This window comes from Sphaerimonospora thailandensis (genome assembly GCF_016863115.1).
GTDB classification, from domain to species: domain Bacteria; phylum Actinomycetota; class Actinomycetes; order Streptosporangiales; family Streptosporangiaceae; genus Sphaerimonospora; species Sphaerimonospora cavernae.
Genome location: NZ_BOOG01000004.1, coordinates 33436 through 46570, shown reverse-complemented (window position 1 = coordinate 46570; position 13135 = coordinate 33436). Strand labels below are relative to the sequence as shown.

Annotated in this window: 13 protein-coding genes; 6 read left to right on the top strand and 7 right to left on the bottom strand. The window is 69.6% G+C overall.

Annotation, left to right across the window (positions count from 1 at the left end; genetic code table 11):
• Positions 1-158: 158 nt before the first annotated feature.
• On the top strand, positions 159-1451 hold the full coding sequence (gene cysC, locus Mth01_RS01400; RefSeq protein WP_239089047.1) for an adenylyl-sulfate kinase: 1293 nt from the start codon (positions 159-161) through the stop codon (positions 1449-1451).
• Positions 1452-1564: 113 nt separating this feature from the next.
• Positions 1565-2929, top strand: a complete 1365-nt coding sequence (locus tag Mth01_RS01395) for an MFS transporter (RefSeq protein ID WP_204009978.1) — start codon at positions 1565-1567, stop codon at positions 2927-2929.
• Here Mth01_RS01395 and menC read toward each other — a convergent pair.
• Positions 2919-4019: an o-succinylbenzoate synthase gene (gene menC, locus Mth01_RS01390; RefSeq protein WP_204009976.1), complete on the bottom strand. Its 1101-nt coding sequence runs from the start codon at positions 4017-4019 to the stop codon at positions 2919-2921. The two genes, Mth01_RS01395 and menC, sit on opposite strands and share 11 nt — an antisense overlap.
• A 238-nt stretch (positions 4020-4257) precedes the next feature.
• Here menC and Mth01_RS01385 point away from each other — a divergent pair, with 238 nt between their 5' ends.
• Complete coding sequence (locus Mth01_RS01385) at positions 4258-5163, top strand: TolB-like translocation protein (protein ID WP_204009974.1); 906 nt, start codon at positions 4258-4260, stop codon at positions 5161-5163.
• A gap of 30 nt (positions 5164-5193) precedes the next feature.
• Here the strand turns inward: Mth01_RS01385 and Mth01_RS01380 are convergent, their stop codons facing one another.
• The gene (locus Mth01_RS01380; protein ID WP_204009973.1) at positions 5194-5361 is read right to left on the bottom strand and encodes an ATP-binding protein; all 168 of its coding nucleotides are present in this window, start codon (positions 5359-5361) and stop codon (positions 5194-5196) included.
• A gap of 113 nt (positions 5362-5474) precedes the next feature.
• Between Mth01_RS01380 and Mth01_RS01375 the strand changes: the two genes are divergently transcribed.
• On the top strand, positions 5475-5879 hold the full coding sequence (locus tag Mth01_RS01375) for a hypothetical protein (protein WP_204009972.1): 405 nt from the start codon (positions 5475-5477) through the stop codon (positions 5877-5879).
• A gap of 28 nt (positions 5880-5907) precedes the next feature.
• Here the strand turns inward: Mth01_RS01375 and Mth01_RS01370 are convergent, their stop codons facing one another.
• From Mth01_RS01370 to Mth01_RS01355, 4 genes are all read right to left on the bottom strand, one after another.
• A complete protein-coding gene (locus Mth01_RS01370; RefSeq protein ID WP_204009971.1) occupies positions 5908-6180 on the bottom strand; it encodes a hypothetical protein in 273 nt (90 codons plus the stop codon).
• Positions 6181-6446: 266 nt separating this feature from the next.
• Complete coding sequence (locus tag Mth01_RS01365) at positions 6447-8078, bottom strand: hypothetical protein (protein WP_204009970.1); 1632 nt, start codon at positions 8076-8078, stop codon at positions 6447-6449.
• Positions 8079-8309: 231 nt separating this feature from the next.
• A complete protein-coding gene (locus Mth01_RS01360; protein ID WP_204009969.1) occupies positions 8310-8738 on the bottom strand; it encodes an ATP-binding protein in 429 nt (142 codons plus the stop codon).
• On the bottom strand, positions 8735-9169 hold the full coding sequence (locus Mth01_RS01355) for a hypothetical protein (protein ID WP_204009967.1): 435 nt from the start codon (positions 9167-9169) through the stop codon (positions 8735-8737). Before Mth01_RS01355 ends, Mth01_RS01360 begins: the two co-directional genes overlap by 4 nt.
• 214 nt (positions 9170-9383) lie before the next feature.
• Between Mth01_RS01355 and Mth01_RS01350 the strand changes: the two genes are divergently transcribed.
• Positions 9384-10241, top strand: coding sequence for a helix-turn-helix domain-containing protein (locus Mth01_RS01350; RefSeq protein WP_204009965.1), 858 nt, complete (start codon positions 9384-9386; stop codon positions 10239-10241).
• A gap of 19 nt (positions 10242-10260) precedes the next feature.
• On the top strand, positions 10261-10563 hold the full coding sequence (locus Mth01_RS01345; protein ID WP_204009962.1) for a DUF397 domain-containing protein: 303 nt from the start codon (positions 10261-10263) through the stop codon (positions 10561-10563).
• 288 nt (positions 10564-10851) lie between these two features.
• Here the strand turns inward: Mth01_RS01345 and Mth01_RS01340 are convergent, their stop codons facing one another.
• Positions 10852-12924, bottom strand: a complete 2073-nt coding sequence (locus Mth01_RS01340; protein WP_204009960.1) for a hypothetical protein — start codon at positions 12922-12924, stop codon at positions 10852-10854.
• Between the last annotated feature and the right edge of the window lie 211 nt (positions 12925-13135).

The window sequence follows — 13135 nt, the reverse complement described above, 5'->3', positions numbered from 1 at the left end:
CCATGTTCGCGGCAACCCGGCCGGCGATCCGATCCGGTCTCACTGTCCAGGATGCGACGACCGCCGGCGGTCCCACTGAGTGACGCGGGCGATCGCATGGCCGGATGGTCCTGTCATGCTGGCCGGACCTGCCGCATTTCATATCGGGGGCTTGTGACATGACAACACAGAGCAGCGCCGGCCTGTCCGAGACGGCCGGTGCCGAGCGACGTACGGTGACGTCCGAGCGACGTACGGCGATGCAGTACTGCCCCTCGGCACGGGTGTTGGACGACCTGGAGTTGCTGAGCAACGGCGCGCTCGCGCCCGGCTTCGAGGGCCCGGAGGGTCTGGTCACGCTGCGGGTGCCCCCGGAGGTCGCCGCCGACGGGATCGCGGCGGGTGAGTTGGAGCTGGTCGACCCCGAGGGCCTGCCCCTGGCGCGTCTCACGGTGCGGTCCACCTACCCGGCCGGGGAACTGACCGGGATCGAAGGAGAGGTGTCCCCGCTCAGCGAGCGCGCATACGGCCCGTTCCGCCGGTTCCATCTCTCGCCCGGGCAGGTCAGGGACCGGTACGGCGAACGCGCGGTCACCGTGCCGGTCGCCGGGCCGCTCACCGTCGGGGACATCGAGCACATAACGGACGTTGCCCGCGGCCGTCCCGTCGTTCTGCTCGCACTCGCGGGCCACGGGACTCCCCGGGGGCTCTCCGCGGTCGGCCTGATCCGGGCCACGTCGGCGGCGGCCGGGGCGATCCCCGACGCGCACGTGGTCGCCGTTCCCCTGGCGTCCCGTGGTGACCCGGCACTCGACCGGGCCCTCCGCGAGCGCGTCGTTGCGGCGTACGCCCCCGGCGAGACCGCGTCCCTCGCCGGAGGGAGCGACGCCTACCCCGATGAGGTCGCCCGCGTCATCGAGTTCGAACGCGCGGGCGGCCTGGTCGTCTTCTTCACCGGGCTGTCGGGGAGCGGCAAGTCCACCTTGGCCCGTGCCCTGCACGACCTGATCCTCGAACGAGGCGAACGCACCGTCACCAGCCTGGACGGCGACGTCGTCCGGCGGAACCTCTCGGCCGGGTTGACGTTCTCCCGGGCCGACCGCGAGACCAACATCCTCAGGATCGGCTGGGTGGCCGCGGAGGTGAGCCGCCACGGCGGCGTCGCGATCTGCAGCCCGATCGCCCCGTTCGAGTCGACCCGGCGGCAGGTCCGCGCCACGGTCGAGCAGGCCGGAGGCACCTTCTTCCTGGTGCACGTCGCCACCCCGCTGGAGGAATGCGAGCGCCGCGACCGCAAGGGACTGTACGCCAAGGCCCGTCGCGGGCAGATCCCCGACTTCACCGGGATCTCCTCCCCGTACGAAGAGCCCGCGGATCCCGACGTACGGGTGGACACCACCGGGCGCAGCGTCGGCGGCGCCCTCGACGACGTGCTCGCGGTGCTTCACGACCGTGGTCTCCTGCGGCGGTGAGACGATGCACGGAGTGGAACGCCGTGACTGAGGCGCCGCACGACGCGACGGGAGTAAGGACGCCGCTCCGAACCGAGCGTTCTGGGCGTTCTGGGCGATGGCATGAGCGGGCGGTGCTCGCGGCGTTGATCATGCTGGCGTCCTCGACCGCGGTCGTGGCAAGCCTGGGCGCGCCTCTCGTGCCCCGCATCGCCGAGGCCGAGGGCGTCTCCCTCGGAAGCGCCCAGTGGGTCCTCACGGTCACCTTCCTGGCCGGCGCGGTCACCGCGCCGCTGATCGGCCGGGCCGGCTCGGGACGGCACCGCCGCCCGGTGATCCTGGCGGGGCTGGCCGTGGTCGTGCTCGGCTCCGTCCTGGCGGCGCTCCCGCTCGGCTTCGGGATCATGCTGCTGGGGCGGGTGATGCAGGGCCTGGGCCTGAGCCTGACCCCGCTCGCGATCGCCATCGCCAGAGACATCCTCCCGGCCGGTCGGCGGGAGGCCGCCATCGCCACGCTCTCGCTGACCACCGTGACGGGCGCCGGACTGGGCTACCCGATCGCCTCCCTGATCGTCAGCCACTTCGGCGTGGCCGCGGCCTACTGGTGCGGAGCGCTGCTGAGCGCGCTCACGCTGCTCGCGTGCGCCCTCATGATCCCGCGTCACGACGAGCGTGAGGACGGCCGGCTGGACCTGCTCGGCGCCGCGCTGCTCGGCGGCGGCGCCGGCACGCTGCTGCTCGTCATCAGCCAGGTGCACGACTGGGGCGTGCGGAGCGCGCTCACGCCGGCCATGACCGCGGCAGCCGTACTGCTGCTGGGCGTCTGGGCCTGGTGGACCCTGAGAGTCGTCGGCCGGCCGCTGGTCGACCTGCGTCTCGCGCTGCGGCCCGGCGTCCTCGGCGCGAACGTCACCGCGCTGCTGGCGGGCTGCGGCATGTACATGATGGTGACCATCGCGGTGCTGCTCGTGCAGGCGCCGACCGGCACCGGGTACGGCCTCGGCTACTCGGTGGTCATGGCCGGCATGATGCTGGTTCCGTACTCCATCGCGAGCGTGCTCGGGTCCAAGGCGAGCCCCTGGCTGTTGCGGTTCATCAGCCCGGACCAGCTGCTGCCCCTCGGGTGCCTGTGGTTCATGCTCGGAGCCCTGTCCATGGCCTGCTTCCGTACACAGCTGTGGCAGCTGCTGCTGAGCATGCTGATCTCCGGGTTCGGCAGCGGATGCTCCTTCGCGGCGATGCCGGGGCTGATCGTCCGCTTCGTACCGCCGAAGGAGACCGGCAGCGCGATGAGCTTCAACATGATCCTGCGCTACCTGGGCTTCTCCACGGGAAGCACGCTGGTGCTGACGATCCTCGAGCTGTTCTCAGCCCCGTCCGGGGCGCTCACCGACGGCGGGTTCACCGCCGCCGCCCTGTCCGCCGCCGGCGTGTCGGGCCTCGCGGCGGTGGTGGCGTTCTGGCTCGGCCGAGCCGTACCGGCGGTGTCTAACGGGTGATCCACTCGACGGAGGTCGTGACCTCGTCCAGGATGTCCGGGACCGGGTCCACGCCGATGCCGGGACCGGTGGGCACGTCCAGGTGGCCGTCGTTCAGCTCGAACGGCGGGGTGATGTCGGTCGCGAAGTAGCGGCGCGAGGCGGAGGTGTCGCCCGGCAGGGTGAAGCCGGGCAGGGCGGCCAGGGCGACGTTGGCGGCGCGGCCGATGCCCGTCTCCAGCATGCCGCCGCACCACAGGGCGACGCCGTGGGCGCGGGCCAGGTCGTGGATGCGGCGGGCCTCCAGGTAGCCGCCGACGCGGCCCGGCTTGACGTTGATGATCGAGCACGCGCCCAGGGTGATGGCGGCGGCCGCGTGCTCGGCCGACTCGATCGACTCGTCCAGGCAGATCGGGGTGGTGATCCGGCGGGCGAGGGCGGCGTGCTGGACGATGTCGTCGTCGGCCAGGGGCTGCTCGATGAGCAGCAGGTCGAAGGCGTCGAGCCTGGCCAGGTGAGGGGCGTCGGCCAGGGTGTAGGCGGCGTTGGCGTCGACCTGGAGCGGCAACTCGGGTCCGAACCGCTCGCGAACGGCGCGGACGGGCGCCACGTCCCAGCCGGGCTGGATCTTCAGTTTGATCCGGATGTAACCCTGGGCCAGGTAGCCCTCGACGGTGTCGAGCAGTTCGGGAATTGAGCCCATGATGCCGATCGACACCCCGCAGGGGACGCGGTCGGCGACGGCGCCGAGATACGCGGCGAGGGACTCGCCGCGGGCACGCAACTGGGCATCCAGGACCGCCGTCTCCAGCGCGGCCTTGGCCATCCGGTGGCCCTTGAACGGCGCCAGCGCGCGGCCGGCGGCCTGGGCGTCGGCCTGGTCGGGCAGCGCCGGGATGAGGAAACGGCGCATGGCCTCGGCGGCGCCGTCGACGTATTCGGGGGAGTAGAGGGGCTCCGACATGGCCACGCACTCGCCCCACCCCTCGGCCTCCGGCGTGACCACCCGTACGAGCAGCACGTCACGCGCGGTCTCGGTGCCGAACGAGGTGCGGAACGGTGCGACCAGCGGCATCGCGATCCGCCGCAGCTCGATTCCAGTGATCTTCATGGTCGTGTGCGGCGCCTCGCCGCTACTCCTTCCGGTAGGACCGCCGCCGCGCGCCGTGGCCGTCCGCCGTGGCCGCGCCCGGGTCGGTGCGGTCCGACAATTCTGCCAACCGCCGAGGAGGCCGCGGCCGCGCGTTCGACGACGCCCACCGGTTCGTGACGTCGGTCGCGACGTTCCTGCGGCGTTGACGCGCTCCCGAACCGGCAACTTTCTGGAGATTTCCGGCATCTCATGAAACATGAGATTCCGTACGACTCTCGCGACGCTCCTCCTGACGCCCCTGATCCTGGCTGGACAGCCTGCGGCCGCCGCCACGCCGGTCACGATCGCGTACGCGCAGCGAACCCAGACCTGGGAACTGGTGCTGACCAACGGAGACGTGGTGGAGGTGCCCGAGGCGCTCACCAAGGCACCCGCCGATGCGGCCAACGCCGGTGCGCAGGCGCCGTTCCTGGTCAGCGGGGACGGACGGCATTTCTTTTATTACCGGAAATCGGATGGGCTGTTCGTCGAGCGGACCCTGAACAGTACGGAAAGGGTGGTGTCACGGCGGATCACGGCGTTCGCGATCAACGAGGAGTGGCCGTTGGTGTCGGACGACGGCAGTTACATCGTCGTGTCGACCTCGGCGCCGGGGCTGGGGGTCTTCGTGGACCTGCGGAAAGGCAAGACGCTGCCGCTTCCGGGAAAGACGGACGCGTGGGGCTTCAACGGATTCAGCCCGGACGGCAAGCGGCTGCTGCTGTCAGGGGATCGACTGACCGTGTTCGATCGAGGGCTGCGCGCCCGGACGCGGCTGAAGACGGGGCTGTATCCGACGGCGCTGGCGAATGACTACCACACGGCCGCCGTGCCTGTCGGAAAGTGGGAGAAGTATCGCAAGCTGCGCCTGCTCAACGTGCGTACCGGCCATGCGAGCCGCACGGTGACCGTACGGCTGCCGCGCGGGCAGTACATCGACGACCTCGACTTCGACCAGACAGGACGCCTGATCGTCCGGTCGAAGACCCGGACCGGCGTGGCGATCTACCGGGTCTCGAAGGCGAGCGGCAAGGTGACGCCGCTCCGGACGATCGCCAGGCCCGATGTGAAGGTCTGGGTCCTCCCGGGAGACAGTTCGTACGAGAAGTGGACCGAAAAGTAAAACCAGGCGCACGCACCCGGCTCCGGGATCTCACGAAGGTTCCCGCTCGGTGCAGATGAACCAGACGGTCTTGCCTTCCGGTGCGGGGTCGACGCCCCACCGGTCGGTGTAGGCCGCGACGATCGCCAGCCCGCGGCCGTGCTCTTCATCGGGGTCAGCCTGGAGAGGAGCGGGCCATACGGTGCTGTGGTCGGTCACCTCGCCCCGTACGCTCCGGCCGTACCGGAACAGGGAGAGGGGTCACCGGCGACTTCGCGTGGACGACCGCGTTGGTCCAGGTGCTTCCGGACGCAGTCGGTACGCACACCTCGATGACCGGTGAGTTCATGATCTCTTCCGCGGCGGCGATCACGGGCGGCCGCGCGATCATCGCCTCCTGGCGGGCGATCGTCACCATCGATCATGACGTTGTTGCTGGAAAAACGCGGAATTCGCAGCAACAACGTCATGATCGATGGCCGAACACGAGCTTGATGCCGATCGAGTTGGCGAGGTGGGTCAGGTCCTCGGGGTTGCTGGTGACCACTGCGGCCTGGTGCTGGACCGCGGTGGCGACGACGATCGCGTCCACGGCGTCGGCCGCCGCCGGGCCAGGCTTGGGTCAAGACAGCTACAGGGACGATCGGGCGGATGCGGGCGGCGGTCAGTTCGTCGTGCAGTGCGAGGAAGTCCGGGTTGTGCCGCTCCGCGGCCAGCGCGGGGCGCCGGTGTCGTAGACGATCACGCGCGCTACCCGGTTACCCGTCACGGCTCGTCGTCGAGCAGCCCGGCCTCCACCAGGAACTCCCGGGCGCGCTGCCGGGACTCCTGGGGCAGCTTGCCGTGCCCGCTCTCATACTCCGCCATCAGCTCCCGAGCGGCGGCGCGGCCCGCAGCCTGAAGCGCGGCGACATGGGCTTTCTCGATGGCGGCCTCGGCCGGCAACGCGGAGACCGGCCTGCCCTCTTCCGTAGCCGCCGCCTTGATCGTCCTCTCGACCTCCGGAGGCACCGAGATCGACAGCTTCCGTGCGGTCATGGCGCCACCGTAGTAGGAAAGTGTTCCTACCGTTTTCGCCATCTCGGAGGTTTCCTCGCCGAGCCCGCCCACCTGTCCTTGACGGTGATTCAGCTGGTCCGGGTGTTCATTCGGGAGATGGTCGCCGAGGTAGCCGACCCAGATCGTGCGCTCGGCGCCGTACAAGTGTCACCCGCCTGGCTCGCCCAGCACCCACGCCAGGCGGCGTCGTAATGCCGAGGCAGACGATTGGCCCGCCATTCGAGCCAGGGGCTTTCGGCTCGCGGTCAGTCGATCAGGTCGCAGAGGCCGGGGCCGAGGTCGTCGTCCACCATCCGGAGCGCGGTCTCGGCTCGGGAGGCGAGGGCGAGGGGTGGCACGCCGGCGACCAGGTGCGCGTGTGCGATACGGTCCAGGGCCGCGCCGACCAGTGGGGCGGTGACGCGGAGCGTGGCGGGAAGGGCGACACCGCCGGTGGAGCCGCCGTGCAGCACGATGTTGCGGCACCGGTACAGCCGTCGCAGCGAAATCTCCAGGTAGCCTCGCACGCGCTCAAGCACCCGTCTGCGGTCCGAGAGCAGCTCACGCATTCGGAAGACCGAGGCGACATCGTTGGCGGTGCGCCAGGATCGGATAAGTGGAAGCCCACCTTGATGTTCGAGTTCGGTGGCGATGAGTGTGGAACGTTCCCGGTTCGAGCCGCAGGCGGCGAGCTTCTCGGTGAGGGAGCCGCCGGGCACTTGACGGATGCGGTAGGACAGGGCGGTGAGCTCGGCGCGTGGCCAGGAGCAGGCCACCAGAGCGGCGGCGCGCGTGGCGGCCACCACCTTCTCCCGCTCGTCGGGGTCGCGGGCCTCGGTGAGCAGGGACTCCAGTGCCGTCCAGCCTCCCGCGATGGCGGGGGCGAGCGGTCCCTGATTGAGCGCTGAGGCGATCTCCAGCGCCTCGTCCACCGTGCTCCTGGTCTGCTCGCCGAAGCGCTGCAGCTCCTGGCCGATCGCGTAGAGCTGGCGCTCTGCGGCGAGTGAGAGGACCTGGGCGCCGCGGGCGGGGACATGCAGGGGGAAGGCCCGCCCTTCGGTCGGGATGTAGGCGTCGCCCAGCGGGGCCACCGCGCCGGAGGCGACGAACCGGGCGCGTGCCTGCAGGCGCTCAACCAGGTCGGACGCGATCTCTACGGCACGTTCGGCGTCTCTTGCCTCGACGTGATATCGCAGTCCGCCCACGAGTTGGCGGTGTGGTTTGACCTCCGCGTTCACGAGCAGGGACCTGATCTGGTCTGCGGGCAACCAGTTAGGGAGGGAGCCGGCCAGTTCCTCGTGCTTGCTCAAGGCGTGGAAGGGAACGACGACCTCCCACTGGCGAGGGGCTTGGGTGAGCAGGGCGGCGGCTTCGCTGATCAGGTCGGTGGCCGCGAGGTTCAGCCGCCCCTCGCGTAGCCACCGTTGCAGCCCGGCGGGGCTGTGCCCGCTGTCGAGCAGGTGCGCGGCGACGGCGCGCGCCACCCGTTCGGGTCGGGGCGGATCTTCGACGGCGACGCAGGAGGCCCATCGGTCCAGGTAGCCGGGGTGGGCGATGTCGATGAGATGCCGAAGCTTGCGGCGGCCGTCGCTGGCCAAGGTCAACGTGGTCTTCAGCACCTCACGCAGCTCCCGCCGGTAGGCAGAGGTGCCCAGTGCGGGGTCGTCGCCCAGCAGGCGCTCCAGGGCGTGGCGCTGCCAGTCCACTGCGGGCTGTGACAGGACCCTGCGGTCGACCCATGTGCCCGCCTCGTGCAGTTCCTCCAAGGCCAGGAAGGAACCGACGTCCCACAGTCGTCGCGGCCACGGAGTGGCGGTGCTGGTGAAGTCGAGCAGACGGGTGGTGATGTGCCGGGAGTAGGGCGACCGGGGGACACGGCCGGCCGGGATAGCACGCATGCTGACGCAACCTCAGAGGTTTGGGGGTGTGAACGAAACTGAGGAAAGGAAGAGGGCGCGGTCCGTGGACCGCGCCCTCGGGGGCTATTGCCCCGGGCTAGCTTGTGTCGCTTGCGCGATGACCTAAGGATACCCAGATCAGCGGCCGCCGCACCGGGATTTCGCGAAGCTGAAGTCGGGGAAACTCGGAGATCGCGGCGGTTCGCGGGCCGTGGGCGGGGCAAACTGTGCTCAATCGGTCGCGAGCTGGAACCAGACCACGCGGCCGATGCCGGTGTCGTGCCAGCCCCAGGTGGTGGCCAGTTCCCGCACCAGCCACAGCCCGCGCCCTCCGTCGCCCGTCTGGTCGACGTCGATGCTCATGCCGATGTCGTCGCCGGGATGGATCTCGGGTTTGTTGACGGCTGAGCCGGCGTCGATGACATCGATGTGGAGCGTTCCATCACGGAGTGCGGCGGCGATGGTGACCCGGCCGCCGGGCCTGGCGGAGTCGGTATGCCTCACGGCGTTGGCGACCAGTTCGGTGGTGAGCAGCAGGGCGTCGTCACAGTGGGGGTGCCCGGTGCCGGCCAGCAGGACGCGCAGGTAGTGCCGCGCCTTGGGCACGGAGGCGGTCTCGCCGGGCAGGTCGATCTGTCCCAGTAGTCCCAGGGCCTTCATCGGGCCCTCCAGAAGACCCGGGCGCCCGGTACGGCCTGAGTGGCGTGGGCGATCTGCACGTCACCGGCGTCCGACAGGGGCTTTGCCGCCCTCGCGACCTGCGCGGCCTCGGTGGTGACGGCGCGCTGGGTGGCGTGAGCGGTCCGGGTGGCGTGGACGGCGGCGGCGATCAGCCGGGCGGCGTCGGGTGTCGTGGCCGGGACGCGCCTGCGGCGGCCGCGGCCCCAGGTGAACATCCAGGTACGGCGTCGCCGCGTGGCCGTGATCCGCATCCGTTCCGTGGCCGGCCCGGTTGCCGTGTCGTCGGCGAGGGGGATCTCCATGCTCGGCTCGTGGTGCGGTGGAAGCCGTACGACCGAGTCCAGCCCGAGATCATGCAACTCCCCGGCCAGCCGGATCAGATGGCCGGCCTCCGCTCCAACGTCACGCATGCGCATCTCCCCTCACCACCTCGCTTCGCCGTGGCCCGGTTCCTTGGGCTCACAGGCAAGCGATGTCACTTTGAATAACTGATCGGTTGCTCCTTGTGCTCAGTGTGTGTGATCGATGGGCCTGTTGCAACAAGAATCGAAATGAACATCGTGCATGTTGATGTGTGGAGATCGCTGCGGCAGACTGGCGCCACCGGATACGCAGAGGAGTGACATGAGCGCGCAGCGCAGCCCGTCGGTTCGTCGACGCCGCCTGGCGGCAGAACTGCAACGCCTGCGCAAGAGCGCTGGACTGACCCGGGATCAGGTGGCCGAGCATGCCGGCTGTTCGCCGGTCACCGTCACGCGCATCGAAGCCGCCACGACCGCCCCTGCGGTCGCCCTGGTGGCCATGATGCTCGACCTGTACGGGATCACCCCCGAACGCCGCGAGGCATTACTCCAGCTCGCACGAGATGCGCGTAAGCGGGGGTGGTGGTACAAGCAGTCCGAGGCGATCCCGGAGTGGTTCCAAAGCTACGTCGGGCTGGAAGAAGAGGCGGCGACCTTCCGGGAGTACCAGCCGGAGTTCGTGCCCGGAGTGCTCCAGACCGAAGGCTACGCACGAGCCGTCCTGACCTCCGCACCGGTGCCCCACGCGGAGGAGGAACTGGAGCGGCGGCTTGCGATCCGCATGGAGCGCCAAGAACGGGTGCTGGCACGGCAGGACCCGCCACGGATGCACTTCGTCCTGAACGAAGCGGTCATCCGACGCCCCGCCGGAGGTCCCGCGCCTATGCGCGAGCAACTGCGCAGGTTGGTCGAGCTGTCGGAGACTGAGCACGTCACACTACAGGTGCTGCCCTTCGCCGCCGGGCTGCATCCGGCGATGGACGGAGGGTTCACCCTCCTGAGATTCCCGAAACCTTCCGATCCCGAGACCGTTTACGTCGAATATTGGCAGGGAAGCGTGTATCTGGAAGATCAATCCGAAGTCGACGCATACGTCCTGCTGTTCGACAGCCTCCAAGCGCGAGCCCTGGGGCCGGACGAGACCCGGAGCTTGATCGCTCAGGTAGCGCGGGAAATGTGAGCGGATGGAGAGGCCTGCCATGCTGGACCTGTCGCAGATGCGCTGGCGCAAGGCCAGCCGGAGTAACGCGCAAGGCGGCCAATGCGTCGAGGTCGGTGTCTGGAGCAAGAGCACCCGTAGCGGCGGAAACGGCGGCAGCTGCGTGGAGGTCACGACCGTTGATGCCGGTCAGGCGGGGATCGGACACAAGGCGGACGCTGAGCGGCTCTTCCTGGTGCGCGACTCCAAGGACCTCGACGGCCCGGTGCTCGCCTTCACCCCTGCTGAGTGGGACGCCTTCATCGGCGGAGTCAAAGACGGGGAGTTCGACGACCTCGGCTGAGCGCCATGCCGTATGGCACCGGTAGACGGAAGTGAGCGAGCAGGCCACGCGTCTATGGCCGCGCCTTGGGGTTCTTCATGAGGCCAATGGCAGCACGGCCAGCGGTCGCTCGCGGTCAGGAGCAGTCGGGTGCTGAGAGGCATGTTCTCTCGTTGGTTGTAATGCCCGAGCCTCCCGACGGCTGGGTGAAGGCGAGGGTCTGCCCGGCCAGACCGGTCACGTGTTCGTCGTCGAAGGCTGCATGCGGCCGCTACCTTCCTTCACGCCGGCTACTCGACTGACGGCGTTTCAGTTGGTCCGGGTGTTGGGGAGGTGGTCGCCGAGGTAGCCGATCCAGATCTTGCCCGTGGCGCCGCCCGCGTCGTCGTGGAAGTACATCCGGGGTGCCGGATAACCCACGGGGCGCAACTTCACGTGCGCCTCCATGAGGAGTCTGCCGCTGGGGTCCACCGTCGTCGGCACGTCGAAAGTCCGTGGATCGCTGAACTTGGGCCGGTTGGTCACGGACTGTGACTCGCGCATGGAGAGCATTCCGACGGGGATGACGTGCCTTCCGGGGGAGCCGTTCGCGCACCATTCGTAGAAGCCCCCGGCGAAACGGCCCGCCGATCGGGCCCCGGCGAAGTCGTCGAGAGCGCGAAGCGCGTCCCAGGCCTTGACGGCCCAGGTGCGGGCCAGCGCCGGATGATGCACATCGAGCCGGGTGGCGGCGGCGTCGGTGTCCAGGATGACGAGGTGGGTCAGCCGCTGCCTGGCCTCGATCAGCGTCTCCGCGAGGCTGGCGGGTTCGAAGCGGTCGTCTTCCACCGCCACGCCGTACATCGGCCGCCCGGCCTCGGCGAGCTTGCGTTCCAGGTGGCGGACGCGTTCCGTGAGCCGGTGCACGTCGATGACCGCCTCCGCGTATTCCTCGAGGAGGAGGTGGTGTTCGTCGCGCAGTGTCTCCATGTCATGGGCGAGGCGGTCGGCGTCGTCCTCGGCCTGGTCGAGTAGTTCGTCGTCGCCGTGCCGCTCGATCACCAGGTCGCGCAGCCCGGCGACGTGGGCGGCGAGCGTGCGGATCTCGCGGGACAGGCCGCGCGACTCCTCACCCGAGTTGCCTGAGGTGAGGGCGAGCGACAGCGCCGACTCCAGTTCCGTGCGCAGCTCCTTGACGACCGTGTCCGCCACGCTCTGCGCGAGCCCCGCAGGGTCGAAGACCATAGAGGGCGCCGAACCCGGCGACGGGCTCGGCAACGGGCTCAGCGGCGGCTGGTCGCTCGGCTTCGAGGTTTCCGTACCTTCGGGCGGGGCGCCGTTCTTGGTCGCCTGTTCCTTCGCCGCGGTCGGAGGCGCGGGCCGCACCGTCTTGGCCATCATCCGGCGGAAAAGCTCGTCCTTGGCCGGATCGCCGGCCGGCCCGCGGGCCGTGACCGCTTCCGCGATCTCGCGCAGCTCCGCCCGGCCGGCCAGCACCCGATTCACCACGCGTAACGTCTTCTGCACGTCCTCCGGAGGGGTGCGCCGTGCGGTCTCGCCGATGATCCCGTCGATCGCCCGGTCCAGCGCCCGCTCACCCTCGCCGCGGATCAGCGCCCCACCCATCGGCAGATGGCGGTACGGATACCGCTCCTCGGCTGGATCGAACGGCGCGACATAGGTGCGGATGCCTCCGCCGAACACACCGAGACCGGCGCCCATGGCCTGGTTGAACCGGTCCTGCGCCCGCAGGTCGGCGAGCAGCGCCACGACCGCGGCGCCCGCCGTCGCCGTGGACAGATAACGCGCACGGGAACGGGCGGCGTCGGTGTCTTTGGCGTCGACCGACACCACCACGACGGGCACCCGCCGCCGGTGCTCGGTCAGCGCGTGTACGAGGCGCTGGACCTCGTGCTCGTCGACCACGGCGGGGCTGTCCTCCAGGTGCACCCCGCCGTCGGTGATCCTCGAGGTCCGCAGGTAGGCCGGTACGAACCCCGGGGCGAAGCCCTGTTCTGGTCCCTGTTCGGATCCCTGGGTCGATCCCTGCGCAGCCCCGTTCATCGTGTTGTCGCCGCCGTGCTGGTCGACGGTGACCAGGACCCAGCCGGTCATGCCCGGCACCGACTCGGTGTAGGTGACCCTGGTGCGGAGCGTGCCGCCGTCGCACGGCTCGTCCAGCACGTACCGCCCGCAGTCGACGCGCCGCTCCATCCGAAGGCGGGCGCCGTTCGCCTCGTGCTCCACCAGAGCGCTTCCGGGGTTGGCGGGCGGAAACCCTTTGCCGACCGTCCACTCGGAGAACGCGCGGCGCAGCCGGATCGAGATCGGGGCGCGTACGTCGCGCAGGACGGCCTGATAGAGCCTGGTCGCATCGGAGGGCATGGCAGAGGTCACTTTCACCTATCGTCACTGGGGCGTCGGTTGGTACGTCCGGGCACGGCGGGCGTCTCGTGCTGGGAGTTAACCGGACGGGGTGCCGTCGCGCGACTTGGTGCAGGGACCCCAATTAGATCAAATTGTGAAGCCGGTGCACAAGTTAAGTTGAAACTGTGGACAGCGTACGGCAAAGTGCCGTAGATTCCAGCGCACAAACTTTGGGGACCGTTCCCGA